Here is a 26,643-nt window from a genome sequence, read left to right as displayed (position 1 = left end):
CCTGCGCCGGCTCGCATCCCTGGTTGCCCGGCCGCCGCCATATCTGGTCCAGCGCACTGCGTAGCGTCGAAGTTGCGTAGAGAGCGTCAACGCCGGCAGATCAAAGCCGGGCGATCTCAGCCGGATGACTGCCGCGCACCCATCGGTGCAGCCGACTTCTGCAACAAAATCGATCATGAGCGGAAGTCCTGGAACTCGGTTTTCGCTCGCGAGTTAGTGATCGAGATCGAGTTTCCGTGATTGGAAGGTTTTTGGATACCCATGCGTGAGATGTCTCAATTGGCGACCGCGATGCTGGCCGTCGTCTTTGCAGCCGTAATGTTGATCGCCGGGCAACTTTTCCTCAAAAGCAGGCCGGAAACGGCTTTCATTATTCCAGCGGCTCAAGCGTTGCCGAGTCGGTTTCCCGATGCACCCGGCACAAAGCATTCACTACCTCCCCAATTCTCCCGCAACGATCAACATCGCTAACCATGCGCTTGACCCACAAGTTCGCGCGGCTTGCATCCGAGAGGAGGCCGCAAGACCCGCAAATGGATGGAAGCGGCCTCCGCTTTGAGATGATGGACCACGGCGGGGAGTATCCCGACACAATGCCTCAAGCGATCAAGCTGATCGACGCCCAAGGCCGCTCGTGCATCTACGTGCCGATCACGCAGGACGGCAAGGTCGTAGATAGTCAAGGATGCACGATGGATATCGAGGACGATGATTGGGGACGCTGACCTCGATTTGTCGGCCGTCACAACGATCGATCAAAGCGCAAATTTTCCAAAGATTCAGGGTCAACCCCGGAGTGAACAGCCCAACATTTGTTCAATGGGTTTAGGAACCATGGGGGTGCCGTTTGGCTTGCCAACAGCTGAACAAATTCAAGGAGATTTTCGTGAAGATCCGGGCAGGCTACGACATCGCATTCCAATGTTCGCAAGCGGTTCCCATGGTGCTGATGCTGACCACGCATCCCTCGCGCGACGGGGACATTGTAAGCGATCAGACCATGCGGTTTTCGCCGGGCGTGGACGCTCGCGACTACTTCGATCCCTTTGGCAACATCTGCACGCGGCTTGTCGCCCCATCCGGTCTGCTCGAAGTCCGCAGCGAATTTGTTGTCGAGGACAGCGGCCTGCCGGATGAGGTATGCCCGGCGGCGCAACAGTGGGACGTCGGTGCGCTGCCCGGCGAGGTTCTGCCGTTCCTGTTGGCGAGCCGCTACTGCGATACCGAAAAGCTCTCGAACCTTGCCTGGTCGCTGTTTGGGGGCATCAACGGCGGCTGGCAGCGGGCGCAGGCGATCTGCGACTACGCGCACGAGCGCATCGAGTTCGGATACCATCATGCCCGCAAGGATCGCACTGCGTCCGAGGGACACGACGAGCGTCGCGGCGTATGCCGCGACTTCGCCCATCTCGCGGTCACGCTTTCAAGATGCATGAACATCCCGGCGCGCTACTGCACCGGTTACCTCGGCGACATCGGCGTGCCCGTGGATCCGGCGCCGATGGATTTCAGCGCATGGTACGAGGTGTATCTCGACGGCCGCTGGTTCACCTTCGACGCAAGGCATAACCATCCCCGGATCGGACGCATCGTGATTGCGCGAGGACGTGACGCGGCCGACGTCGCAATCTCGACGGCCTTCGGTCCCGCCGAGTTGGTGCGCTTCAACGTGATCACCGAAGAACTCAAGCAAACCGATGCCTATCGGGGCGCGCGAATCATGCGGGCCGCCTAGAGCATGATCCGGAAAAGTGTGTAGCGGTTTTCCCTCGCGACAAACGCCTTAAGGCGTTTGTCGCGGAGATCATGCTCAATCAAAAAAGCCAAAGCGCGATGACGATTTAATCAATCTCATTGCGCTTTAGAGGCCAGCAACCGGCAATTTCAATCTGCACCCATCATTCGTGCTGCATGCTGCGCTGCTTCTTGAGCGAGCGTTTCCTCGCTGTCTCAGCCTGGCTGCGCGGCATTTTGGAAGCTGGTGTTTGCTGCACTTGACCGCGTTCCGACGAAGCCTGCGCCATTGGCGTTGCAGCTTCGTCGCGACCCGGCTGGGTTTCCATCGGGACAGATTTGCGCCTCTTGGCCATCGCGCGCGATCCTTCGAACCGGCGATGCAAAAAGGCGGCCCGGGACTTATGCCGCGCCGCCTTTGTTGGGACTGTCCCGCTCCTCGCAGAATTCCATCGCCGGCTAGATAACGCGCAAGGGGCTTTCAGGTTCCTCCGGCGACGCGCCAATCACGTGTCAGACCGTCAACCTCCCTTCATCACATCGATCACCGCTTCGGCAAAGGCTTGCGGGGCTTCCTGCGGCAGGTTGTGTCCGATACCGCCGGTGATGGTCCGGTGCGAATATTTTCCCGAAAACATTTTTGCGTAGGCCGAAGGCTCCGGATGAGGTGCGCCGTTGGCGTCGCCCTCCATGGTGATGGTCGGCACGGCGATGACGGGGGCTTTGGCAAGCTTCGTTTCCAGCTCGTCGTATTTCGCTTCGCCCTGGGCAAGTCCACGCCGCCAGCGGTAATTGTGAATCACAATCGCGACGTGATCCGGATTGTCGAACGCCTTCGCGCTTCGCTCGAAAGTGGCGTCATCGAAATTCCATTTCGGCGAAGCGAGCTTCCAGATCAGTTTTGAAAATTCGCGGCGATATTTCTCGTAGCCTTCGCGGCCGCGCTCGGTCGCGAAATAGAATTGATACCACCATTGCAGTTCGGCCGCCGGCGGCAGCGGCATCTTGCCGGCCTCCTGGCTGCCGATCAGATAACCGCTGACGGATACCAGCGCCGTGCAGCGCTCCGGCCAAAGCGCGGCCACAATATCGGCGGTGCGCCCACCCCAGTCGAAGCCGGCCAGCGTGGCCTTGTCGATTCGAAGCGCGTCCATCAGCGCGATGGTGTCGACTGCCAACGTCGAGGGCTGACCATTGCGCACGGTAGCGTCGGACAGAAACCTCGTCGTCCCATAGCCGCGCACGTGGGGGATGATGACGCGATAGCCGGCCGAGGCCAGGATCGGCGCCACATCGACAAAGGCGTGGATGTCATAGGGCCAGCCGTGCAGCAGGATGACGGGCTTGCCATCGGCGGGACCGGCTTCGACGTAGCCGACATTGAGCAGCCCGGCATTGATCTCTTTCAGCGAGGCAAAGGACGTGGCGCTTCCCGCCTTGACGGAAGTATTTTGCGCGACCGTTTGCGCTGCGGCCGTTGCGTTCAAGCCGAATTCGGTTGCGGCGACGGCCATGGCGGCGGTTCCCAAAAAGCGGCGGCGATCGATTGGGTCTGACATGTTGCACCTCGCTCAAGACGCGGCGACAGAGAGAGCGTTATAGACCTGAATGGGGCCGATTGTGGGATGGCCGGCCGCCCGCCCTGAAGCACCGCCGAAACACCAGCAGTTGTAAACCGGCTGCGCGATAGGTTACTCTCCGGATGAGGGGGTGGGCGCACGGAGCACCAACCGCGATGAAATTTCGAGTAGCATTTGTCATTATGTCCCTTTCGTTCGTCGCTGCCGTGTTTGTTGCAGCGATGACGACCAAAAGGTTCGTCGATACGCATCGGGCAGAAGGATCCGTGATAACGCGGCCTGCCGGCTGATCGGCGTTCCGACAACAGCGATGTCTCCGACCTAGTGTGTTTCTATCAATGACCTCCCTGTCAGAATGTACCAACCAAAGGGTTCTACGGAAGACACTCGGCGCCGAAATGAAATTTGTAACTGTCTTGATCGTAGCACTATTGTTCCCGGTCGCTGCTTCCGCGGCCGAAACTGCCGCGTTGTTCGCCAGACGCGCTATTGCCGAGCCCGGCTTGCATCCCTGGACAATCGTCACGTTACCCGATGAATGCCTCGTGGTTGAGTTCACGCTCGATCCATTCGTTGCGAAGCAGCGAGACTTGAAGAGCGAGTTCGGCGCCATAGCGCGAACGATTGTTCCCGCGGCATTGGCCAAATTCCCGAAACTCAAGAGCGTTCAGCTGACGGGATTGATCACGGCCCACGACAAACACGGTAACGACCACGAGGTCCAGGCCGTCGTGGCGAAGTTCTACCGGGCAAACTCGGCTTCGATAAAATGGGATACAGTCGATCCCGCGGACGTCATCGATCTTTCCGACAAGAAGACCATTTCACCGATGCTTTCAGCAATCGTTGCACGATGACAGCCGTAAGTCGACAGCGGCTCGTTGGCGGACAACGAATAGAACACCCGACCGATGAACCCGATCTATTTTGACCTCGATGGAACGCTGACGAATCCGAAGCCTGGAATCACGCGTTCGATTCAATATGCGCTTCGCAAGCTCGATCACGAAGCGCCATCGGAGGATGAGCTGATCTGGTGCATCGGTCCCCCGCTTCTTGCCAGCTTCAAAAAACTGCTCGGCACCGACGCGCTCGCCGATGCCGCCATCCTGCTTTACCGCGAACGGTTTGCCGATATCGGCCTGTTCGAGAACGAAGTCTATCCGGGCATCGAAGCCACGTTATCCGTGCTTGCCGGGCAGCGCCGGCGCCTGTTCGTTGCGACCAGCAAGCCGAGCGTCTACGCCGAGCGCATTATCGATCATTTCAAATTGCGCGGCTATTTCGAGCGCGTGTTCGGTTCTGAACTCGATGGCACGCGGTCCGACAAGACCGAGCTGCTGGATTACGCGCTGAAGGCGGCGCAGGTCGATCCGGCCGCGGCGACCATGATCGGCGACCGAAGCCACGACATGGTCGGCGCGAGAGGCAACGGCATGACGGCGATCGGCGTGCTCTACGGTTACGGCAGCCGGGAAGAACTACTCGCCGCCGGGGCGCATCAGGTGTGCACGACGCCGCAGGAACTACTTGATCACACGGGCTAGAGCTTGAACTCATGAAGGCCCGCTTCTGAGAGCGAAGCGGAAGCTCCTTGGTTCGGCCGTCGTCGACGGCTTTTGACCCACAACCGAAGTCCCAGAGCTTCATTAAAACTTTAGCGATCTGCCGCCAAACTGGTTGAGAGAAGAAATTTATACAACTTGCGTACTGGGGCGGCGGCGAGGAATGCCTATGAAGCTGCGAAACCTTCAGAGCGGCACGATTATTTTCGTATTTGGTAGTCGTTCTCGCTGGCTGCGGCGAAAGGACCGAGAGCTATCGATATAAGCTGACGGTCGCGGTCAATACACCGGACGGGGTCAAGCGTGCTTCGAGTGTCGTTGAAGTACTGTTCGGGGAAATCTCAATTCCCGGAAGAGGCATCTTACACAAGCTTCGCGGCGAAGCCCTGTATTTGGATCTTGGTTCTGGCGCTAAGCCGCTGATCGCGTTATTGACACGTCAACTTCACGTCCAACACGGCCGCGGCAGAGAGCCGCTTTGGTCGCGCGACGGCGGACCGGGACCCAAGCTTTATGGTCTAGCTCTATCGGGCGATACCATGGCTGACGTGTCGCGTCTTGCTCGGATGCGCGGGCTGCACAGGATTACTCCTGCTGATCTGCCCGACCTCGTAACGTTTGCGGATGTGAACGATCCGAAGACCGTCATTGAGGTTGATCGAAGTGATCTCCAGGCGACGCTTGGACCCGACATCAGCTGGAACGAAATCACGCTTGAGAGCACCGATGAGCCAATCACTGCTGGGATCGTGCGGAAGCTACCGTGGTTGTCCGCGTATTATGTCGGGATGTTAGACGGCAGTCGATATCACGACCGAGGAACGCTTGCGAACACGTTGAGCGCTGCTGACTTCGATCACTCCGGTGATTTGAAAGAGAGCAAATAAGGGTGGCAAGCGAGCGGTTTAGACCGTATGTCCCTTTCCATGTGAAGGCGACTCGCCCTCGATGTGATGACGAGGGTTGCCCGGATAGGCTGGGTAGAGCCTCACACAAAGGGGCGAGTCATGGAGCATCATAGCGAAGCGTTCGTGGCGTTGGACACTGCGAAATTGCGCAATGCGGTGGCGATTGCCGATGCCGGTCGAGCCGGGGAGGTTCGATATCTCGGCGAGATCGACAATACTGAGGCTGAGACACGCAAGCTCGTGGCAAAACTTGCGAGCAAACATGCTCGATTGACGTTCTGCTACGAGGCTGGCCCGACAGGTTACGGTCTCTACCGCTTGATCAAGAGCATCGGCCATGACTGCATTGTGGTGGCACCGTCGCTGATCCCATCCAAGCCAGGTGATCGGGTCAAAACCAATCGGCGCGACGCCGTCAATCTTGTGAAGCTGCTCAGGGCCGGTGAGTTGACGGCGGTCTGGGTGCCTGATGAGCGTCACGAGGCGATGCGGGACCTCGTGCGGGCTCGCGATGCCGCGGTCAAGGACTACAGAATCAAGCGCCAGAACGTCTCCTCGCTTCTGCTGCGTCTCGGCCGTCACTATCCGGGCAAGAAAACCTGGGGGCGGGCACACATCAACTGGCTCACCGGCCTCAAGCTTGAGCATCGCGAGCAGCGCATTGCCTTCGAGGAAATGCTGTTGGCTGTACGACAGGTACGGGAACGGATCGAACGGTTGGAGCAGGCCATGCGCGAGGCCGTGGCGGACTGGACTCTGGCACCAGTCATCGAGGCAGTCCAGGCGATGCGTGGCATCGACATGGTCGGGGCGATCGCGTTCCTGGCCGAGCTTGGCGATCTGTCGCGCTTCGAGAACCCCCGTCAGTTGATGGCCTATCTTGGCCTTACCCCGTCAGAAAGATCGACCGGGGAGAGCGTCAAACGCGGTGGCATCACCAAGGCCGGCAATACGCGTGCACGACGGCTGCTCATCGAGGCTGCGTGGAGCTACCGATTCCCGCCACGCGTCAGCAAGGACATGCAGGCCAGGATCGGCGCCGCGCCACGGACGGCCCGCGAGATTGCCTGGAAGGCGCAAATGCGGCTCTGTGGCCGCTTCCGGGCACTGACGCGAAAGGGCAAGCGACCGACGATCGTGGTGACTGCGATCGCCCGCGAGCTGTCCGCGTTCATCTGGGCGATCAACCGTGAGGTCGTAGGATCTCATGCAGCGGCGAACCAGTAGTCCGGGGTCATGGACCGCTCGAGCTAATGAAGGGCTCGACCGGCCCACAACTCCTCCACCCTCACACGTAGCAACAGGCTAATAACAGCGGAGCACCATCGAACACCAATCGTGCAGCAGCGAGGGCGGGGCCACGGCAGGGGAATTCCCGCTTGGACTATGTGGCCGATCGCAAGATCGATGCCCGCGTTTAGACAGGGACAGCCCCGGACGAACAAACGGAAATGCGGTACCCAACCCGCGAATCAGAGTTTGATCACCGACGTCTTCAGGTCCCGCCCTCACCCCTGCACGATCCATCGCCAAGACCCTCCAGCCAACAGGGCAGCAAGAGGGCGATCAATCGCGCGCTCGGCGCTTGACTAGGGACATCAGAGTCCTATGGCCCGAAGCCGACCTGCATTTAGACGGACTTCCAAGTCCGCGTTCTGATGACAAAGCGGACGCAGCTCTTGATCGGTTCAGGCCCTAGTCGGTCACCGTCAGGATCGGCATCGGCGTCTCGATCCCGCGCAACAGATGCTCGCCGCAAGGACGCCAGGGAGCGGCGACGGCCTCCGCGAAGGGAGCGGTTACCAATAACGGATGGCCGAGTTGCTTGGTCAGGTCCTGTACCCGGACGACCTCGTTGACCGCGGCACCGACCACCGTGAACTGCAATCGCTCGGGTATGCCGACATTGCCATAGATCACCTCGCCGAGATGAAGCGCGATGCCGAAGTTGAGAACCGGGTCGACTGCCGGCGACGGCAAAGCGCCAAGGCGACGGCGGGCTTCGTGCGCGGCGGCGAGCGCGCGGCCACAAGCTTCCTCCACTGAACCCTCGACGCGGAACAGGCCGAGCACAGCGTCGCCGATCAGCGAGACGACCTCGCCGCCATGGTCGAGCACCGCGGCTGCCGTCATTTCAAAATAGCGCCCCAAGAGGTTGAGGAAATCCTCGGTCGAGAGCCGGCCGGCCAATTTGGTCGAGTGGCGAAGATCGCTGTACCACAGCGCGGCCGTGATCTTTTCGCCGTCGCCGCGCCGGATCAAGCCGTTGAGCACGGCCTGGCCGGCGCGCTCGCCGAGATAGGCGTGCGCGACGTTCTGCGCGACGCTCCGCTCGATCTTAGATTTCAGTGCAATGGCGAGTTGGCGGGTGACGCGCTGGAGCAGCGCGATCTCGTCATCGGTAAATCCTTCCGGCCGATCGCCGAGCCAGGAGCAGATGATTCCGTTCCGCCCGACCTGATCGTAGCCGATGAGAAAGACGAGATAGTCGGTGCCGCCCTGGGCGTGAAATTCCTTCAGCACCTCGAAATCGAGAAGCGCGGTATCGCCGGTCAGCCGGCGCCGCAGCACCGGCAGCCGATGAGTCAGGGTGTGGCCAATCGGACCAAGCACAAACCGGTCCTGCGCACTGTCCTCGGCGCTGAAGTTTTCGACGACGATCCCTGTCGCCGCGGTCCAGTTCACCGTGCTGGCAGCATAGAGCGGATGCAGGATCCGGAACGCCACCTGCGCTCGCAATATCGGCAGTCCAATAGCGCGCAACCGCCGGCACAATTCACCGTAGAGCGCGGCGGGTTCGGATTCGAGTAACGCCTCGTGAGCCAGCCACTCGATGATGGTGTGGCCCAGAACCGTCGATGCCGTTGACTGATTGTCCATGCGGCACAACTTTAGCGGAGATTGCCGGGATGACCAGTGCGATCGAAGCTCCCACAAGCGCGACGGCGGCCCGGATCAACCGGACCGCCATCGCGGCGTTAGCTGTTATTGCTGGAGCGATCAGCTCGGAGGATTGAAGTCCGGATCGTGGTCGCCGATCCGCGAACGGTCGAAGCTGCGATCGAAGGCCGAGCCGTTGACCGACGTGCGCGGGGCAACGAAAGCGGGATCCTGCACCTGGTTATAGCTGCCGCGATAGTGCCGGAGCGCGTGGGCCGGCTTTTGCGGGGCGGCTTCTTCCTGAGCAAAAGCGGAGCTGGAGAGTGCGGCTGTAACGAGTGCGACAGCGCTGAGAGTTTTGATCATGATCAAGGGTTTCCATCTTTAATGTGGTGACCCCCCCAAAGGAAGTTTCCTGATGGTGGGTTACATCCCGACCACCGGAATAGCGAAACACGATACAGGAAATGAATTCAAACGGGCGTGAGTCACGATGACAGACCGCTCCGCCGTTCGTGATCGAGCAAGCGAAGTGCGACTAGCGCCTATTCGTCCTCGAACTCGTCTTCTTCGTTCACCTTCTCGCCGTGCTTGCGCGCGGACGCGGTCTTGTGGCCGCCGAGCGATCCCGTCACCGACTGCTCGCGCGAAGCATAGGGATTGCGCTGCACGGCGTGCGCGGCGACTTCCTCGCCGGAAACCGCGGCAGGCTGGCAGATCAGACGTCGCGAGGCGCGGCGCATCAAGTCGACGTGAATGTGGTCGTAGTGATAGACGTTGGAGCCCGGCGCCAGCACCGTGGTGAATTGCTGGCATGCGCCCGCTTCGACATCGCGCAGAAAGCCCTGCTCTTCCGGCAAGCCCCTCCAGCCATCCTTCACCGAGACGTGACGTCCGTCGGCAAGCGTGAAGGCGGCGATATCGAGCGCGTTGCCGAAAGCGTGTTCGGAAATATGCGCGCTCGGATTGCCGTTCATGCCGCGGCAGGAATAGGCGGAGATCTGCTTGATCTCGACCACGCGCTGGCCGAACCAGCGCTGCGCCGCCGGCTGCACGTTTTCAGTAAGCCAGTGGTCGAGCACGGAGACGATCGGGCATGCGAGTGTCGCCGCCGGCCTCACCGCGACCGGACCCGCTACCGCAAACGGCTGCATCGGCCCCGGACCCAGCCGCGGCGACTGATAGGTTGGAGCCGACGGCACCGAGCCAGGTGCCTCGACGCGCTCCGGCGGCTGGGCATAACGGTCGCGCGGATAAGGAGCTTGCGGCGCATAGCGCGAAGACGGTCCGGCCTGCCAGCCCGGCGCACTTTCGCTCGGCAGAGCAATGTCATCCTCCTCGGGCGGCGCGACACCCGGCGCGCGCAGTGAAATCGGGCCGTTGGACGGCGCGCCGTAATTGGACGATCCATAGCTGGAGCCGCCGTAGTTCGGCGCGCGATACGGCTGGTTGGGATAATAGGACGACGGCGGTGGCGGAGAAGGCGGCGGCGGATTGGCCGGCCAGCGCGGCTGATTGCCGATGGCGCCGGGCGGCCGTAGGTCCTCGTCGGCAAAGCCGAAACTGCCGTTGCTTTCGCCGAGCGCTGCGACCTTGAGCGGGAAATCGGCGCCGCAGGCACCGGGGCCGGAAATCGGGCTGATCCGAACCAGATCCGGGCCTTCCTTGACGCTGCCTGACTTCAGACACGCGACTTCGGCCTCGGCCCGCCACGGTTCGCGCTCCTCGGAAAAAAATCCGTGGCCGCAGCCCGCCAGCGATACGAGGACGAAGGAGCCGACGAGAGACCAACAAACTCCGCGCGTCATGCGGAGAAACTTCAACCAATATATTTAAGGACTCATCAACGCCTTGATTTCACGACTCTTTAACCACGCCGCAACGATTGTGCGCCGCCGAGATGGGCTGGATGGACAGCACGCCTGACTTTTTTGGCGTGAAACCGATCGCTACCTTGTGAGTTATGGCGAGCAGTGGAGCGGATTGGCATTCGCTACAGAGATGAGCTTCGGAGGATTTTCATGACCCTTCGTCCTTTCGTCAGTCAACTGAGCATCGTGACCGCCTATATCGCCTTCGCCTTTGTCGGCGCCATCGTGCTTGGCGTGTTCTAGGTTTGGCGTGTTCTAGAGCGGTACTTGCATCCCTATCCATCGCAGTGAAAAACCCGACGGGCCGCCCGCCGGGTTTTTTCATGGCCGCAATGTTCATGCCGCGTTCAGTCGCAAACCGCCTCAATCGGTGAAGACACGCCTTGCCGCGATCCCTTCGCTCGGCGAAACTGTGTTTTTGAACAGGCGGATTGAAAACGGGCATGTTTTTTTCATTGACGGCGCCGCGTGATCGCGGATCGAACGCGAAGATCGCGCAGCTTATGTCGTCATCGCTGCTTGTCCTGTTCGTTGGCCTGGCGCTTGAAGTTTTTGCGCCGGCCGCTCCCGCACTGGCTTACGCGATCACCGATACGATCGAGAGCGTGGCGGCTTCATCCGTAGCGCTGAGCGCGACCGCCGCACCGATGCGGCTCGCACAAGCGCAATCGGCGCCCTCACCTGCACCGGCCTCATCTGCGCCGACCTCGACCGCGGCTGGGTCCGCCCAGCCGGCGGCACCGGACGAGCCGATCGGCAATGTCGCAACGCTAACCGGCACCGCCAGCGTGACCCGCAACAACCAGAGCGCGGTTCCGTTGAAACTCAAGGACGACATCTACCTCAACGACGTGCTGCAGACCTCAGCGAGTTCCACCCTCGGCGTCACCTTCAACGACGAGACCACCTTCAATCTCACGGCGAACGCCTCGATCACGGTCGATGACTACATCTATCAGGATGGCGGCAAGCAGAACTCGGCGCTGTTCGACGTCACCAAGGGCACGGTGGCCTTTGTCGCCTCCGCCGTCGCCAAGACCGGCAATATGAAAATCACGACGCCGACCGCCACCCTCGGCATTCGCGGCACCACCGGGCTTGTCGAAGTGAACGGCGCCGGCGGCGGCGCGCACAACATCAAGCTCTATCCCGATCCGGATGGGCACGTTGGCACCATCGACGTCAACGACCGCAGCGGCGCGCGGCTCGGCTCGCTCACCCAAGGCTCCAGTGGCTTCACCATCCGTGCCGGCGCCGGCGGCCGCTTGACGGCCGCGCCGCTGATGATCTCGCCGCAACAGGCCGCGCGCGACCAGGGCATCGTGCGTCAGGTGCACGCCGCGCAAGCGGTCGGACGCCGCGTCGTCACCGAACAACGCGCGCTTCGTCGCGCCAATCCGAACCGGACCAACCCGCGCGGTGCGCCCGGCCAGAACGGCCCACAGCGCCAGAACAACCTGCAACAGCGGCCCGGCGTGCAGCCGCCCGGCACGCTGCGGCCGAACGCGCCTGCGCTTCGTCAGGGCGGATTGCCGAACCGGGCAGCGCCGCCACCCAAGCGTCCGCCGCCGCCGAAGAAGCCGCCGCCAAAGGAGAAGAAGCGGTAAGAGGCGCGCTTTACGATCATGTCGTCCCTGCGAACGCAGGGACCCATAATCACCAGCGGGCGCAAGGGCCAAGGCGCCGCCTATCTTTTGCCAACAACAAGGGCCGCGGCGTATGGGTCCCCGCTTTCGCGGGGACGACAAGAACTGATGTCCCGCAGCAAGGGACCGGCCGGCCCAGACCCGCGCTCACGCCGCACGGCGCAACCAGGCCCTGACCCTTTGCAGGAGATCGACGCGCGGGCTTTGCTGTTGCTCAGTCGCCGCGCCCTGAACAAACGGCACCGGATCGCGAGAGGCCCGATCGGCCGGCATGGAATCGGCCGCGGCAGTTTCGGCGGCCGTTTGCGCCGTGTCCGGCATGGCCCAGAGGTCGGACGGGCCCCTTCCGATCGCCTCGTGCTGGGCAAATGCCGGCTGAACCGGCTCAATTGCCGGCACCGCGACGTCAGGCAGCGGCGCAATGGACGGAGCGATTGCCGGCGAAGGTTTGGGCGCAACGGTGCGGCGCCGTCGGCGCTTGACCTGCGCGGCGACCCTGGCTTCTTGCCTGGTCTCCTCGGATCGCCTGGTTTCCTGGGATCGTTTCGCGAGCGCCGCTGACTGGAGCGCGAGCGGTCCGACATTGGCGAGAAACGCCCGTTCATGCTCGCGCGACAGCCGCTCGACCGCGGCTTCCAGCGGCAGCCAGTCGACCGCTCTCACATCGTTCGTCAGTTCGCGGATCGGGCCGCTACTGGTTTCCATCCGCCAATAATGAACGATCTTGGATCGTCCGCCCAAATCATAGGCCAGCGTTCCCAGAAATTCATGCACCGACACATCGTGGCCGGTTTCCTCCCACACTTCGCGCATCGCCGCATCGCGCGGCGTTTCGCCGTCGTCGAGCTTGCCCTTTGGAAGTACCCATTCGCCCTTGCGCAGCCGCACGACCGCAATCAGCGGCGGCCTCGTCTGCCGCAGCACAATACCGCCCGCCGCTAAAACTGGCGCTCGCGCCATCGCCAAAACCCTTGTCGACCCCTTGTCGACCTTTGCCGAATATCGAATCCGCTCGACTCAAGTTTTATATAAGTCAGGAAGTTCGCAAAATCGACGGCGGATTTTTTCTGTTCATCGGCTTTCGCTTTCGGAACTATTGCGGTTTACGCAACAGCGGCTGTCCGGCCTTGATCCACGCGCCCTCGCGCACACCGTCGCAAAAGTCGAAACGGTCCGGCGTCAGCACGATGATGGTCGAGCCATGCTCGAACCAGCCCATCTCGTCGCCTTTGTGCACGTCGACGTCGCAGGGAAACACGGTCGGCCCGCGCGTCTGCGCATTCAGCGTGCGGTCGATGCAATGCAGGCGAAGGCTGGCGACCAGAATGGCGGCGACCGGCACAATCGTCAGCGCTTCGCCGGACGTGAGCCGCGTCTCGATCACCGCGCGTTCGTTCTTGCAAAACAGACGCTCGACCCGCTTCAGCGCGATCGGATTGACATTCCAGGTGTCGCCCGAGATGAAAGTCACCCGCTCGACCCTAGAGTCGGCCGGCGCGTGGAAGCGGTGATACATGCTCGAGGTCAGCCGAAGCGTGATGAAGCGGCCGTTGCGATGCCGTTCAACCACCTCGTCGTCGCCGAGCAGGTCCTTCAACGAGTAATTGGCGCCCTTGATCTGGAACAGTTCCGTGTCTTCGATCGCGCCATGCGCGCCGATGATGGCATCGCTCGGGCTCGCGACGATGGAAGCGTCTTGATCGAACGGGCGCAAACCGTCCTTCAGCTCGCGCGTGAAGCAATCGTGCAGGCTCTTGAATTCGGTCTTTTTGGCCTCAGAGAGGTCGAGGTCGGAAAACAGCCGCCAGCAGGCGATCGAGGCGGCGCAAACCAGCGGGTTCTCGATCTGGCTGAACCAGCCCATAAAACGGGTGACGGCGGCGCGCGGAATCCGGTTGGTCAGGAGGAAATTAACGTTCTCCTGTTCCGTCACGGCTGTAATGATTCCCTTGATTGTCATGAATCTGTCAGATGGAGGCGCTAGCGCTTCTGGCATGGATTCGTCTCTCCCGATTCTCTCATTGTCCGCCGTGGCGGTGGCCGGCGCCGCCGCCACCCTGCCCAGGATCAAGGCGCGCCTCGAATTGTCGCGCGCCAAGCACCGCTCGCTGAGCGGACATTCGAAGATGTCCCGCCGGGTAGCACGCCTGCTGCCGTTCTACGAATTTTCCGCCGATAAATATTTCAACGCCGACGGCGCGCCGCCGGAAATCGCCAGCCAGCGCAAGGATGCCTTCTTTGCGCTCGCCAAACTCTATGCCGAGCGTTTCGCTAAGGGACGGCAGATGACGGCGGAAGCCGTCACCCACATCTCCGACCTGCAGTTCACCCGCGCCTACCGAGTGCCGTTCCAGTTCTCGAAGCTCGTGCAGGAAAACCTCGGCACGTCCGCCTTCATGGCATCGTCCACGGGCGTCACCGTCACCGATGTCGACGGCAACCTGTTCTACGATCTGACCGGCTCCTACGGCGTCAACATCTTCGGCAACGACTTCTATAAAGAATGTATCGCCGAGGGTGAGAAGCGCGCAGAAGGGCTCGGCCCGATGCTCGGCTTCTATCATCCCGTTGTCGCCGACAATGTCCGGCGCATCTGCGACATTTCCGGCCTCGACGAAGTTTCCTTCCACATGTCCGGCACCGAAGCGGTGATGCAGGCGGTGCGGCTGGCGCGCTATCACACCAAGCGCACGCATCTGGTTCGGTTCGCCGGCGCCTATCACGGCTGGTGGGGCGACGTGCAGCCCGGCGTCGGCAATCCGATCTCGCCGCACGAGACCTATACGCTCGCCGAGATGTCGGAGAAGACGCTGCATGTGTTGCGCACGCGCCGCGATATCGCCTGCGTTCTGGTCAATCCGCTGCAGGCGCTGCATCCGAACGCCAACGCCCCCGGCGATTCCGCGCTGGTGGATTCGTCGCGAAGCGCGCATTTCGACCGCGACGCCTATACCGCGTGGCTGAAGGAATTGCGCCAGGTCTGCACCGAGCGTGGCATCGTGTTGATCCTCGACGAGGTGTTCTTGGGTTTCCGGATCGCCGCCGGTGGCGCCCAGGAATATTTCGGCGTCCGCGCCGACATGGTGACCTACGGCAAGAGCCTCGCCGGCGGTCTCCCCATCGGCGTGGTGTGTGGCACCAAGGAACTGATGCGCCGTTTCCGCGACGATCGTCCGGCCGACGTCTGTTTCGCCCGCGGCACCTTCAACTCGCATCCCTATGTCATGACCGCGATGGACGAGTTCCTGTCTCGTCTCGCGAGCCCGAATTTCCGCAGCATCTATGACGGGCTCGAAGCCACCTGGAATGGCCGCGCCGAGGCGCTCAACGCGCGGCTGGAGCAGGAAAACCTTCCCGTACGCGTCGCCAACATGTCCTCGGTCTGGACCGTGCAATATACCGAGCCTTCCCGCTACAACTGGATGCTCCAGTATTACTTGGGCGCCGAAGGGCTGGCGCTGAGCTGGGTCGGCACCGGACGGTTGATCTTCAGCCTGAACTTCACCGACGGCGATTTTGCGGAAGTCGAGCAGCGCTTTGTCGCGGCTGCGCAAAAGATGAAGCGCGACGGCTGGTGGTGGCATTCGCCCACGCTGACCAACAAGGCGATCCGCCGCCAGATCCTCAAAGAGATGATCGCCAGCAAGTTCGGGCGCTGAGGTTTTCCCATCTCTTCCCAAGGCGGGGAAAATGATTGCAGCAAGCCGCTTTCTTTTCCCTCCCCCTTGTGGGGAGGTCCGAGGCGAGCAAAGCTCGCTCGCGGGATCATCGAGAGCGCAAGCGAACGATGAGCCGGGTGGGGGTATCGTTACAAGAAAGAACCCCACCCGACCGTCGCTTCGCTCCTGCCACCCCCCCCACTGCTCGCTGCGCTCGCGGGGGAGGGATAAGAAGCAACTCATCGATTTCCCGCAAAAAAGCACATGCCCGGAACAAGCCCGGGCATGACGCAGATTGTAGCGGCGCAAAGCAAGTCTCAGGCGTGCTGCTCGGTGAGCTCGTTGTGCTCGATGATGTCGAGGCCCGGATCAATCAGCTCGCCGCGCAGCAGCGCCAGTGGCGCCTTGCGATAGAGCTGGAAGTCGTTGAAGGGGTCCGTGAGGATCTTGGTCATCCAGACGAGGCCGGTTTCGACGTCGCGGATGAAGAACAGGTGCACGGTGCGGAACAGAAGACCGCCGACGCCGACCACCAGCCAGATCTTGGCGACCTGCCGCATGAAATCGGCCGGGGTCGCCCAGGGCGTGAACAGGCCGAACAGCGTCGGGTCAACATAGAGCACGACCGGCGACAGAGCCCAGATCGTCATCAGCACGACCTTGCGGCGCAGGTTGTAGCCGACCTTGATCTCTTCCTTGTGCTCGTGGGTCACGTCGTTGATGTGGTCGTAGTCGCGCGGCTCGAAGAAGAAATGCCCGGCTTGGCGCGAGGTCATCGAGACCAGCCAGCCGATCAGCGCCGACATCATCGGATCGAAGAACATCATGACATAGCCGATCATGAAGCTTACGGCGCTGACGAAGTGCAGGCTCTGGTTGATCCGGCTGTGGTGATAAAAGCGATGGTCGTCCCAGCGCTGGATACGCAGCTGCTCCAGGAAATTCTTGATCATGGTCTTCCCCAAAAAGGATGAGTCGAAGGAACTCTACAGGACTTCGATGTCCGGCGTGTGACATCATCATAATGTCACACTCGGCTTTACGGCGACGCTGTCACAAAAGTCGGCCGGGCTTGAAACGCCGGCCGAAAGATCAGGCGGGTTTGGCGACCTTGCGGATCCGGACCAGCGAGAAGTGGCCGAGCGGCGGAATCAGACGGCGCTCCGCCAGTTCGACGTTCTTCGCGCCCGCCAGCCAGGTCGTGTAGCGCGACCAGGAGAATTCGGCGGTACGGAAGCCGAGATGGCGGACCACCGGCTGCAATCCCTGCTCGATGAAGCGGCGCACGCCTTCGTCAGCGCTGACACGGGTCAGGATGATCAGTTCGCCGCCCGGCCGCAGCACGCGGGCGAATTCGTCCAGCGCCACTTCCGGATTCGGCACCGCCGTGACGACATATTGCGCCATCACGACATCGAAGGAGTCGTCTTCGAATTCAAGCTTCTCGGCATCCATTACCGCAAGCCCCTCGACATTCTTCAGCTTCTGCTCGGCGACGCGCTTCCTCGCCTTGTTAAGCATCGCTTCGGAAATGTCGGTACCGAAGATGCGCACGTTCGGCGCATAGAGCGGCAGCGAAATGCCGGTGCCGACGCCGACTTCGAGCACGCGGCCACCGAGCTTGTTGGTGGCCTGGATCGCGGCGGTGCGGCCCTTCGAGAAGACCCCGCCGAACACGAGATCGTAAATCGGCGCCCAGCGGTCATAGGCCTGCTCGACCATTTCGCGGTCGAAATCCAGATGCGTGGCGTCGTCCAGTTTGATGCTCTCTGCCATAGTTGCTTTCTCGTTTTCCTTCTGAGGCCGATCTGGCGTCGCCCGATCCAGCCTTTGCTGTGGTGTTTAGCCGCCCACCGCGTGGCTTTCGGCGGTGATCGGCACGGCGCGGGGAGACCGGCTCGGCTGCAACGCACTCAAATTACCGATGAATTGCCGGGCGCTGTTTTCCCAGGAACGCTCCAGCGCGAATTGACGGCAGGTTTCGCGCGACATGTTGAGCGCGCGCAGGCAGGCGAGCCTCAGATCCCTGTCCAGCGCGCCAATCGGATGGTTGGCGATCACGTCGATCGGGCCGGTCACCGGGAATGCCGCAACCGGCGTGCCGCAGGCCAGCGCCTCAAGCTGCACGACACCGAACGTGTCGGTCAGGCTCGGGAACACAAAGACATCGGCGGCGGCCAGATGCGCGGTCAGGTCCGCGCCTTTCTTTTCGCCCAAGAATTTGACATCGGGATATTTCTGCGCCAGTTCGCGCCGCTGCGGCCCGTCGCCGACCACGACTTTGGAGCCGGGCAGGTCGAGCGACAGAAACGCCTCGATGTTCTTCTCGATCGCGACACGTCCCATGGTCATGAAGATCGGGCGCGGCAGATCGAGGTAGGCGGGGTGATCCGGATTGAACAACTCGGTATCGACGCCGCGCCCCCAGAAGCCGAGCTTGCGGAAGCCGCGTGCGGCAAGCTCATTATAAAGAGAGGGCACCGCGACCATCGTCGTCGCCGCCGCGTTATGAAACCGGCGCAACACCGCATAGGTGACGGACGCCGGAATGATCGAGCGGACCGCGATATATTCCGGAAACCGCGTGGTGTAGGACGTCGTAAAGGCAAGCCCGCGGCGCAGGCAATAGGCCCGCACGGCCCAGCCGACCGGGCCTTCGGTCGCGATATGAATGGCTTCAGGAGCCGCCGCCTCGATACGCTGCGCGATCTCGCGCCGGTTGGTCCACGCAACCCGCAAACCCGGATAGGTCGGCAGCTCCATTGAGGGAAATCCCTCGGGCGTCAGGAATTCGATTTCGGCGCCGAGCGAGCTCGCTGCACGCTTGAGCGAGGTCAAACTCCGCACCACGCCGTTAACCTGTGGGTGCCAAGCGTCTGTCGCAATCAAGATTCGCATCGGCCAGCGCCCCTTTCCGAAGTTCGTTGCACCTCAGCACCCACCTTTCGCGAACTTCGGAAAGTAATGGGCACTAGCAAATTTAAGACTCTAGTACCGCTTTCCATTTGAAGTCCCCGAACCGGATTCGCCGCTTGCGGTGCGGGGACTTCGAATGGGCGGCACTAACGCCTCGTTGATTCTTTAAGGGGCGACGTTGTGCCAGAGATATTTCAAGCGTGTGACGTCATAGAGGTTAACGGTCCTGAATTTGGTATGCCGGGTCTGTTTTCCCGTTTTCCAGCCCTTCATGACAGTGAGATGAAATAATTGATGAACGTGGAGAGGGCATTTTGGGCCTATGCCGAAAATGTCCGGAAATGATTTGCGGTTATGAATCGCCGCCAACGACGCACGGAAACCGTGCGCACAAGAGATCAACAGAACAAGAAATCGACAGGAAACGGCAGATGTTTGCTTGCAGCGCCTTCAGACCAAAGATCCGTCGCGCGTTCGCAACTGTTACGCTGACCGCTGGCGTGACAGTCTTGGCTGGTTCGGCGATCGCCGTGCCGTTCCCGTTGTTTCCCTTTGCGGTGCCGGAACCGCCGCAAGCGGTTCAACCGGTGCCGTCCGACGAGCCGGACGCACCGTTCGAATTGCCGGCGCGCTTCAAGCGCCAAGTCGTCAACTATTCGACCCGCGAGGCGGCCGGCACCATCATCATCGATACCCCCAACACTTATCTTTATTATGTGCTCGGTAACGGGCAGGCGATCCGCTACGGCATCGGCGTCGGCCGCGAGGGCTTCACCTGGTCTGGCACGCAGACGATCACGAAGAAGGCCGAGTGGCCGGACTGGACTCCGCCGCCGGAGATGATCGCGCGCCAGCCTTATCTGCCGCGCCAGATGGCCGGCGGCCCCGGCAATCCGTTAGGCGCGCGGGCGATGTATCTCGGCGGCACCGTCTACCGCATTCACGGCACCAATGCGCCTTCGACCATCGGTACCCATGTTTCCTCCGGCTGCATCCGCCTGATCAATCCCGATGTCAGCGATCTCTATTCGCGGGTCAATGTCGGCACCAAGGTGATCGTGCTGCCGATGGATCGCCGCGCGGAGAACCCGTTCGGCCGACAGGGCTGGTCAAAACAGCCCACTTAAACTGGGTCAATCGGTCACAAACCGACTAAAAGGCACGGACCCTTTCATCGTGCCAGGCATTTAACCAATGCAGCATTTCGCTGCTCGGAGAGCAGCGCGATGTTTGGCCCCTTTTTCTCGACCGTGTCCCTGGCATTTGAATCCGGCAACGTCATTGGTCTTCGAATGATGAAGATCATGTCTGGCGGCAGCGGCTCGCATGACGAAGCGAATCTGATGGTGACGGAAAAGGTGCAGGCTATGATAGAGGCCAGTGCAAGCCTTTTGTCCGGAGCCACGGCAAGCAGTGTTGTTGATCGGTTTCGAGAACACGTCGCCGCAAACGCCAAGCGACTGTCGCGTTAAACTTGGCTTGAAGCCTTACTTGGCCGCCCGCCATCTGCAGCGCGAGAGGGACGGCCGGGAGGTCGCCCGGTACGCCCGATAGATCGATCCGGGATACCGATGCATCGGGCGCGTTCCCCCACGCGCCTTTCTTTTGCATTTCCGGCCAGCAATCATTCCACCACAATGCGGCCAAGGCCTTGAGCTATATCGTATTTCCTCAAGGCCGGGTCCGCCGCTCTAGCGCCCTCCACCCCGGCCCTATAGACTCTCCTTGAATCAGTCCGGGGGGACGATGCGTCTTAACGCCATTTTGCTCGCGATCGCGGTGGTCGCGGTCTCGTTCTTCGTTAGCCTGAAAGCGATGGACTGGTTTTCGCCGCGCGGCGTGGACGTTCGGCTGACCCGAGCCGACCTGCCTCCGTTGCCGCCCGCCCCCCGCAGTTCCGTAATTCTGGCCCAGGTGGTCATTCCCATCACCGCGATCCGCGATGCGGCCGATCGCGGCGCGCCGCGCAATTTTTCCGGCAAGGCCGACAACCCGGTATCGCAGGTGCTACAAAACGCCGATATCGGCTGGACCGCCTCGCGCGGGCCGATCGGGATCACCGGCGGCCAGGACGTGCTGTCGCTGAACACGGCGCTCAACGGAAAGCTCAACGTCACGGGCTCGCTGGCGGCGAAGGCCACCGGCGCGGTCGGGGACGCCATCGGCGGACTGCTCGGCGGCAATGTCGCCAAGCAGATCGGCAGCATCAACATCAAGAACGTCAATGCCTCTGCCGAGATCAAGGGTAATGTGACGGTCACGGCACGGCCGAAGTTCGCAGCCAACTGGCGGATCGAGCCCAATCTGAACGGAAGTGTGAATCTCGGCGACACCAGCCTGTCGGTGGCCGGCGCAAAGCTCAACGTGCCCGCCCAGATCAAGCCGGTGCTCGACAAGAATGTCGCCGACCAGATCAACGCCGCAAGCAACCGCATCCGCAACGATCCGTCCTTCGAGCGCAATGCGCGGATTCAATGGAGCCGGGCCTGCCGTTCGATTCCGCTGACGGCAGGCAACTCTTCGGCGCCGCCGCTCTGGCTTGAGTTGCGGCCGACGCGGGCGGTGGCGGTGCAGCCGAGCATCAGCGCGACCGCGATCAACATGACGCTCGGCATCGAGGCGGAAACCCGAATCACGCCGAAACAGACCACGCCGATGTGCCCGTTCCCCGACAAGATTTCGATCGTGCCGCCGACGCAGCCGGTGGTGAGCATCGGAATCCCGATCGACATCCCCTTTGCCGAAGTCGACAAGCTCGTGGAAGCGCAATTGATCGGGCGCAACTTTCCCGAAGACGGATCGAGTTCGGTGAACGTGACCGTGAAGCACGCGCAGGTCTCCGCCTCGGGCGACCGGCTGTTGATCTCGCTTCTGATCAACGCCAAGGAGAAGGCAAGCTTCCTCTCGTTCGGCGGCGAAGCCACCGTGCAGATCTGGGGCCGGCCGGTGCTCGATCAGGCGAACCAGATCCTGCGGCTCACCAATGTCGAAATGGCGGTGGAGTCGGAGGCCGCCTTCGGACTGCTGGGCGCGGCGGCGCGCGCCGTTATGCCGCATCTGCAAAAGACGCTGGCCGAGAAGACCACCGTGGACCTCAAGCCGTTCCTGGGTGACGCGCAGAAAATGGTCGCAGGCGCCATCTCGGATTTGCAGAAGAACGACGCCTCGGTGCGGGTGACCGCGGATATTGCGAACCTCGCGCTTTCCGACATCGCCTACGATTCCAAGACGCTGCGTCTGATCGCGGAGGTCTCCGGTACCATCAACGTCATGGTGGCGGCGCTGCCGGGTCTTTGAGCCCCTCTTAACCTCCCCGCCTCCCCTAACGCTTCTGGAGCCGCCGAAGAGCGCAAGGTTAATGCGCGACCTGCCTGACGTTCAGGCTTTGCGGGGCCCGCCGAAGCCGGTTAAAACAGGCGATCAAAAACAAAAAACAGCCAGATAACTCCGAGAGGGAACATGATGAAATCATTTGCAGCCACGTTAATGGCCGGGCTTGCCATCGTCGCGTCAGGTGGCGCCGCAAACGCGCAAATTTCCGACGACGTCGTCAAGATCGGCGTCTTGACCGACATGTCGAGCCTTTACGCCGACGCTACCGGCAAGGGTTCGCTCGCCGCCGTGCAGATGGCGGTCGCCGATTACGGCGGCAAGGTAAAGGGCAAGCCGGTCGAAGTGATCGCGGCCGACCACCAGAACAAGCCGGACGTCGGCGTTTCCATCGCCCGCAACTGGTATGACAACGAGAAGGTCGATGCGATCTTCGACGTACCGACCTCCTCGGTCGCGCTGCCGATTTCGGCGCTGACCCGCGAGAAGAACAAGATCCACATCAATTCCGGCGGCGGCACCTCCGATCTCACTGGCGTTGCCTGCTCGCCCAATACCGTGCACTGGACCTACGACACCTATTCGCTCTCCAACGTCGCCGGCAAGGCGATGGTCAAGCGCGGCGAGGACACCTGGTTCTTCATCACCGCCGACTACGCTTTCGGCATGGCGCTGGAGCGTGACGCGGCCAATGTCGTCAAGGAGAACGGCGGCAAGGTGCTGGGCGACGTCCGCCATCCCTTGAACTCGTCCGACTTCTCCTCGTTCCTGCTGCAGGCGCAGGCCTCGAAGGCCAAGGTCATTGGACTTGCGAATGCCGGCGGTGACACCACCAACGCGCTGAAGCAGGCGGCCGAATTCGGCATCATGCAGGGCGGCCAGAAGATGATCGCGTTGCTGCTGGAAATCACCGACGTGCATTCGCTCGGCGTCAAGGCGACGCAGGGCCTGATCGTCACCGACGCATTCTATTGGGATCAAGATGACGAGTCGCGCGCCTTCTCCAAGCGCTTCAACGACAAGGTCGGCCACATGCCGACCATGATCCAGGCCGGGCTTTATTCGGCGACCATGCATTACCTCAAGGCGATCGATGCCATCGGCACCGACGACTCGATGAAGGTGATGGCGCAGATGCGGGAAACGCCGGTCAACGATTTCTTCGCCAGGAACGGCAAGATCCGGATCGACGGCCGCATGGTCCACGACATGTATCTGTTCGAGGTCAAGAAGCCCGAAGAATCCAAGGGCGAGTGGGATCTTTACAAGCTGCTCGCCACGGTTCCGGGCGACGAGGCGTTCCGTCCGCTCGACAAGGGCAATTGCCCGCTGGTGAAGACGAACTGAGGCTCGCCAATTTCACCGAGGCATCCACAAAAAAGGCCCCGACCGAAGTCGGGGCCTTTGATTTTCTGGATGACCGCGTTCGTCAATACTTCGCCACGACCGGCCCAAGCGGGGTAATCGGATCGAACTTCAGTGAAAAGCGCGCCTGAACGACGTCGGCGCTGGTCCTGATGGTACGACAGTCGACAGAGCAGAAGGCGACGCCATCCACCGGGCTGATCATCGTGGCCGTGCCAAGGTCGACATGCTTGTACTCCAGACCGACGATGATCGCGGTTTGCCTGCCCTTCCAGACGGCATAGTCGACGCCGGCACCAGCGAACCAGCCATCCCGGCGCTTGCTAAGGTTATCCTGAATACCGCCCGCGCTCATAGCACTGGTATTGATTTCGCCGCTTGCGTAACCGCCGGTGCCGTAGAAGAGGAAGTCCCGGAACGCGTAGCCGACACGCGGACCCACGGTGAAAACACTCGCCACGCCGGCTGCGCAGCTGAAGGCGACATTGGGACAACCCGTATTCGGCGCGCCGGTGACCTGCGTGTCATCAAAGCCGCTGAACCAGGCGAGATCCAGGCCGAGCACCCAGTTGTTGCTCCACTGATATTGGGCCCCGGCATGAAAGCCGCCGACGCCGAACGACCCATCGTGGCCGAAGTTACCTATCAGGGTTTGTGGAATTCTGTTGGGCCAGAAGGCGCTCTGAGATGTCCACGTGCCTCCGAAGTTGGCTCCGACGTAAACACCGGTCCAGCTGAATTCAGGGACGATGCACTGGCGGCGCTTTGACCGGCAAATCCGCAGCGACCGCCGCGGTGGTTCCGAAAGCCAAAGCGGAAAGCAGCAATGCGATTTTCTTCATGACACCTCCCAATGACTTCTAAAAAAGCTGCCGCTAGCATAGCGCCAACGCTTCCGAAGGCGACGAATACCTCTACGCTTGCGCGGTTCCACAGCGTTTTGCTGCCGCGAGTGATCCGCTTGCAACAAAATGAAACAAATATTCTCTACGCGACCAGACCTGACCAAGTTGCCGCACTGCAAAAAACGCGCCCGGCAAACCGGACGCGTTTTCTGTATTCGGAAATCCGAACTCGAGCCTGTTCGTCGGTGTGGCAACTCCGACGTTCCTTTTCAATTTCGCCGCCAGTTCTTCGAAGGAACGTCACAGTCAAAGCCACACTGAAATCGCATGGTTGCTAGTGTCCTTTTTGGTTCTGACATTCGTAAAAGTGTCCGCAGCGATGTCGTGCGAATGTCAGAACCGGGACACTAGTCCTCGAATTTGAACGAGACGTTGAGCTTGGCGCGGTAGGCTTCAACCTTGCCCTTGGCATCAAGTTGCAGGTCGAGCTTGACGACTTCGGCGACGCGAAGATCTCGCAGAGATTTTCCGGCCCTTTCGATGGCGGCCCCGGCAGCCTTCTCCCATGATTCCTGGCTGGTACCGATCAGTTCAATGACTTTGTAGACGCTCTCAGCCATGTCGTCCTCCCGTTCGATGTTAGGCAGGACGCAGGTGCTCCTGCCGCTTGGGAGCGTAGCATCGGGATATCGGCGCTGAAAGGCGCAAAGCTCCCAACAAATACTCCAAAATGAAGCGCGCCCGGCAAAAACTGGACGCGCTTTTGTCCTGCGATCTCTATCTACGCAGAGACGACAATTCTTCCTGCGTCAGTCAATTCGAATACTTGAACTCCGGCATTGCGGTCAGCTCATCCTTGGTCGCGTTGAACACCGCATGATCCGGATACCACGGATTGGCCTTGGCTGTAGCCGGACCACCGGCGGAGCCGGTGGTGGTCGAGGCAGGCGGAGCCGGCGGATTCATCATGGTGCCGCCACCGCCATTCGGCGCGGCGGTAGAGGCCGTGCCGGCGTAAACGATCGGCTCGTCGACGAATTTCACCTTGTCCAAGGAAACTGCGACCAGGTGCTCGCCCATGCCGAGGAAGCCGCCGACGCCAAGCACGACCGCCTTGATGTTCCCGCTCTTGTCGATCAAGAAGTCGTTGATCGAACCGAGCTTCTCTTTGTTGTCGTTGTAGACGGAAATACCAACGACCTTCGAGGCACGCCAGTCACCTTGCAGCTGGGAAGCTGACATCGTGTCGGACGCCGCCGTATTGGCGCGATCGGTGGTCGGGGTCGGGGTTTGCGCCGAGGCCACCGTTGCCAGCAACGCTGTACCGGCCAAAGCTGCCGTGAGTGTTTTTACAAACATGTGCTTTCTCCATCAGTCGAAACGTGAAGAGAAAACACGATGAAGCTGTCGCCGTTCCGTTGTTCCCCTAATTTCGGTTTGCGTGCGGTGCGGCGTACATGTTCCGCAGGAACCAAAGTTCAACCAAAGTTCCTGGTCCGATCATGTTGGCAGCGGTGAAGTGAAGATCAGGTTCTGCCCAAGAGCTCAATATCGGCCACGGCTGAAGGCTGCATCACGGCGCGAAATTCCACGCCGTGCAGATGGATCGTCGGCGACACCCCGAAGTAACCGCCGCCAAACACCTTCAGACGAAGCTCCAGTTCGCTCTTCGAAATGTCGAGTGGAATCTCGCACATCGCGCGATAGCATTTGCGCGAATATTTTCTGTTGGCCCACTGCACCGGTAGCGCCGGCGGTGGGACAACATCCGATGCCAGCCATTTCGCCATGCGCCAGAACAGGAACGCCAGGTGCGCGTAGGCAAGACCTTCGAGGCCGAGCACGGAGGTGTGCGGCGGAATCGGAAACGACGCGAACTCGAGAATCGGACCGGCGTCGACCTGCTCGACCATCATGTGCACCGTGGCGCCGAATTCGGTGGCCTGGTCGTAGAGCGCAAAATGCGAGGGCGCCCAGCCGGGATAACTCGGCGGCCCCGGATGAAAATTGAAGGCGCCGTAGCCGAGTTGGCTCAAGATCGAGCCGGGCACGATCACCGGCGTTACGAAAGCGACCAGCCGCGAGCGGGCCAGTACGTCCGCGTTCACGTCCGCGAGTTCGCTCGACCGTTCGACCGGCAGCACAGTGAGCGCCGGGTTGTGCCCGAGAAGAGCCGCCGGCAAAACCGTTCGTTCGACCGGGCCGGTAAGGAGAATGACGGTATCGAACATGAGTTTTTTGTAAGACTTCTTGCCGACGACCCCGTGCTAAGAATCACCCGGAGCTGCGGAATCATCTTTCCGGTGACGCGCTCGCATTGCAAAAGCGGACATGTTGCATCGTG

The 26,643-nt window shown here is 61.1% G+C and carries 26 protein-coding genes; 12 read left to right on the top strand and 14 right to left on the bottom strand.

All coding sequences use genetic code 11. From position 1 onward, the window contains the following. Window positions 1–593 precede the first annotated feature (593 nt). Window positions 594–725 (top strand): hypothetical protein, encoded by a 132-nt coding sequence (locus ABSE61_RS27765; protein ID WP_423874350.1) that lies wholly within the window; start codon window positions 594–596, stop codon window positions 723–725. 161 nt (window positions 726–886) lie between these two features. Beyond that, window positions 887–1,735: a transglutaminase domain-containing protein gene (locus ABSE61_RS27760; protein WP_423874349.1), complete on the top strand. Its 849-nt coding sequence runs from the start codon at window positions 887–889 to the stop codon at window positions 1,733–1,735. Window positions 1,736–1,898: 163 nt separating this feature from the next. On the opposite strand, the gene ABSE61_RS27755 is transcribed toward ABSE61_RS27760, so the two are convergent. After that, a complete protein-coding gene (locus ABSE61_RS27755; RefSeq protein ID WP_423874348.1) occupies window positions 1,899–2,090 on the bottom strand; it encodes a hypothetical protein in 192 nt (63 codons plus the stop codon). A gap of 165 nt (window positions 2,091–2,255) precedes the next feature. Further along, complete coding sequence (locus ABSE61_RS27750; RefSeq protein WP_423874347.1) at window positions 2,256–3,293, bottom strand: alpha/beta fold hydrolase; 1,038 nt, start codon at window positions 3,291–3,293, stop codon at window positions 2,256–2,258. A 419-nt stretch (window positions 3,294–3,712) separates the two neighbouring features. Here ABSE61_RS27750 and ABSE61_RS27745 point away from each other — a divergent pair, with 419 nt between their 5' ends. The 4 genes from ABSE61_RS27745 to ABSE61_RS27730 all read left to right on the top strand — a co-directional run bounded on the left by ABSE61_RS27745 (window position 3,713) and on the right by ABSE61_RS27730 (window position 7,014). Continuing rightward, the gene (locus ABSE61_RS27745) at window positions 3,713–4,171 is read left to right on the top strand and encodes a hypothetical protein (protein WP_423874346.1); all 459 of its coding nucleotides are present in this window, start codon (window positions 3,713–3,715) and stop codon (window positions 4,169–4,171) included. 54 nt (window positions 4,172–4,225) lie between these two features. Further along, a complete protein-coding gene (locus ABSE61_RS27740; protein WP_423874345.1) occupies window positions 4,226–4,861 on the top strand; it encodes an HAD family hydrolase in 636 nt (211 codons plus the stop codon). Window positions 4,862–5,091: 230 nt separating this feature from the next. After that, the gene (locus ABSE61_RS27735) at window positions 5,092–5,766 is read left to right on the top strand and encodes a hypothetical protein (RefSeq protein WP_423874344.1); all 675 of its coding nucleotides are present in this window, start codon (window positions 5,092–5,094) and stop codon (window positions 5,764–5,766) included. A 120-nt stretch (window positions 5,767–5,886) separates the two neighbouring features. Continuing rightward, window positions 5,887–7,014 carry an IS110 family RNA-guided transposase gene (locus ABSE61_RS27730; RefSeq protein WP_423874343.1) on the top strand — a complete coding sequence of 376 codons (1,128 nt, stop codon included), beginning with the start codon at window positions 5,887–5,889 and terminating at the stop codon, window positions 7,012–7,014. Window positions 7,015–7,482: 468 nt separating this feature from the next. Here ABSE61_RS27730 and ABSE61_RS27725 read toward each other — a convergent pair whose 3' ends face one another. The 3 genes from ABSE61_RS27725 to ABSE61_RS27715 form a co-directional block, all read right to left on the bottom strand. Next, the gene (locus ABSE61_RS27725; protein ID WP_423874342.1) at window positions 7,483–8,667 is read right to left on the bottom strand and encodes an adenylate/guanylate cyclase domain-containing protein; all 1,185 of its coding nucleotides are present in this window, start codon (window positions 8,665–8,667) and stop codon (window positions 7,483–7,485) included. 120 nt (window positions 8,668–8,787) lie between these two features. After that, window positions 8,788–9,033 carry a hypothetical protein gene (locus ABSE61_RS27720; protein ID WP_423874341.1) on the bottom strand — a complete coding sequence of 82 codons (246 nt, stop codon included), beginning with the start codon at window positions 9,031–9,033 and terminating at the stop codon, window positions 8,788–8,790. 179 nt (window positions 9,034–9,212) lie between these two features. After that, the gene (locus ABSE61_RS27715; protein WP_423874340.1) at window positions 9,213–10,475 is read right to left on the bottom strand and encodes an extensin-like domain-containing protein; all 1,263 of its coding nucleotides are present in this window, start codon (window positions 10,473–10,475) and stop codon (window positions 9,213–9,215) included. A gap of 506 nt (window positions 10,476–10,981) precedes the next feature. Between ABSE61_RS27715 and ABSE61_RS27710 the strand changes: the two genes are divergently transcribed. Further along, window positions 10,982–12,145, top strand: a complete 1,164-nt coding sequence (locus ABSE61_RS27710) for a FecR family protein (RefSeq protein ID WP_423874339.1) — start codon at window positions 10,982–10,984, stop codon at window positions 12,143–12,145. 186 nt (window positions 12,146–12,331) lie between these two features. Here ABSE61_RS27710 and ABSE61_RS27705 read toward each other — a convergent pair whose 3' ends face one another. Beyond that, a complete protein-coding gene (locus ABSE61_RS27705; protein WP_423874338.1) occupies window positions 12,332–13,144 on the bottom strand; it encodes an NUDIX hydrolase in 813 nt (270 codons plus the stop codon). Between the two features lie 133 nt (window positions 13,145–13,277). Then, window positions 13,278–14,144: an archaetidylserine decarboxylase gene (gene asd / locus ABSE61_RS27700; RefSeq protein ID WP_423874337.1), complete on the bottom strand. Its 867-nt coding sequence runs from the start codon at window positions 14,142–14,144 to the stop codon at window positions 13,278–13,280. Between the two features lie 34 nt (window positions 14,145–14,178). Here asd and ABSE61_RS27695 point away from each other — a divergent pair, with 34 nt between their 5' ends. Beyond that, window positions 14,179–15,843, top strand: coding sequence for an aminotransferase class III-fold pyridoxal phosphate-dependent enzyme (locus ABSE61_RS27695; protein ID WP_423874336.1), 1,665 nt, complete (start codon window positions 14,179–14,181; stop codon window positions 15,841–15,843). Between the two features lie 317 nt (window positions 15,844–16,160). Here the strand turns inward: ABSE61_RS27695 and ABSE61_RS27690 are convergent, their stop codons facing one another. The 3 genes from ABSE61_RS27690 to ABSE61_RS27680 form a co-directional block, all read right to left on the bottom strand. Beyond that, window positions 16,161–16,796: a hypothetical protein gene (locus ABSE61_RS27690; RefSeq protein ID WP_423874335.1), complete on the bottom strand. Its 636-nt coding sequence runs from the start codon at window positions 16,794–16,796 to the stop codon at window positions 16,161–16,163. Window positions 16,797–16,935: 139 nt separating this feature from the next. Beyond that, the gene (locus ABSE61_RS27685; RefSeq protein WP_423874334.1) at window positions 16,936–17,619 is read right to left on the bottom strand and encodes a class I SAM-dependent methyltransferase; all 684 of its coding nucleotides are present in this window, start codon (window positions 17,617–17,619) and stop codon (window positions 16,936–16,938) included. Window positions 17,620–17,685: 66 nt separating this feature from the next. Next, window positions 17,686–18,741, bottom strand: a complete 1,056-nt coding sequence (locus ABSE61_RS27680) for a glycosyltransferase family 4 protein (RefSeq protein WP_423874333.1) — start codon at window positions 18,739–18,741, stop codon at window positions 17,686–17,688. Between the two features lie 449 nt (window positions 18,742–19,190). Between ABSE61_RS27680 and ABSE61_RS27675 the strand changes: the two genes are divergently transcribed. The 4 genes from ABSE61_RS27675 (at window position 19,191) to ABSE61_RS27660 (ending at window position 23,436) form a co-directional block, all read left to right on the top strand. Beyond that, on the top strand, window positions 19,191–19,886 hold the full coding sequence (locus tag ABSE61_RS27675; RefSeq protein WP_423874332.1) for a L,D-transpeptidase: 696 nt from the start codon (window positions 19,191–19,193) through the stop codon (window positions 19,884–19,886). A 99-nt stretch (window positions 19,887–19,985) separates the two neighbouring features. Then, on the top strand, window positions 19,986–20,231 hold the full coding sequence (locus ABSE61_RS27670; RefSeq protein ID WP_423874331.1) for a hypothetical protein: 246 nt from the start codon (window positions 19,986–19,988) through the stop codon (window positions 20,229–20,231). A 274-nt stretch (window positions 20,232–20,505) separates the two neighbouring features. Continuing rightward, entirely contained in the window at window positions 20,506–22,056 is a 1,551-nt protein-coding gene (locus tag ABSE61_RS27665) for a DUF4403 family protein (RefSeq protein WP_423874330.1), read from the top strand. Window positions 22,057–22,221: 165 nt separating this feature from the next. Then, window positions 22,222–23,436: an ABC transporter substrate-binding protein gene (locus ABSE61_RS27660; protein ID WP_423874354.1), complete on the top strand. Its 1,215-nt coding sequence runs from the start codon at window positions 22,222–22,224 to the stop codon at window positions 23,434–23,436. 82 nt (window positions 23,437–23,518) lie between these two features. Here ABSE61_RS27660 and ABSE61_RS27655 read toward each other — a convergent pair whose 3' ends face one another. The 4 genes from ABSE61_RS27655 to ABSE61_RS27640 form a co-directional block, all read right to left on the bottom strand. Then, complete coding sequence (locus ABSE61_RS27655; protein ID WP_423874353.1) at window positions 23,519–24,205, bottom strand: outer membrane protein; 687 nt, start codon at window positions 24,203–24,205, stop codon at window positions 23,519–23,521. A 501-nt stretch (window positions 24,206–24,706) separates the two neighbouring features. After that, the gene (locus tag ABSE61_RS27650; RefSeq protein WP_423874329.1) at window positions 24,707–24,919 is read right to left on the bottom strand and encodes a dodecin family protein; all 213 of its coding nucleotides are present in this window, start codon (window positions 24,917–24,919) and stop codon (window positions 24,707–24,709) included. Window positions 24,920–25,112: 193 nt separating this feature from the next. Continuing rightward, a complete protein-coding gene (locus ABSE61_RS27645; RefSeq protein WP_423874328.1) occupies window positions 25,113–25,658 on the bottom strand; it encodes a PRC-barrel domain-containing protein in 546 nt (181 codons plus the stop codon). A 167-nt stretch (window positions 25,659–25,825) separates the two neighbouring features. Continuing rightward, the gene (locus ABSE61_RS27640) at window positions 25,826–26,530 is read right to left on the bottom strand and encodes a formyltransferase family protein (protein WP_423874327.1); all 705 of its coding nucleotides are present in this window, start codon (window positions 26,528–26,530) and stop codon (window positions 25,826–25,828) included. Between the last annotated feature and the right edge of the window lie 113 nt (window positions 26,531–26,643).

This window comes from Bradyrhizobium sp., from assembly GCF_049519115.1.
In the GTDB taxonomy this organism is placed as follows: Bacteria; Pseudomonadota; Alphaproteobacteria; order Rhizobiales; family Xanthobacteraceae; genus Bradyrhizobium.
This window is presented reverse-complemented; position numbering and strand designations above follow the sequence as displayed.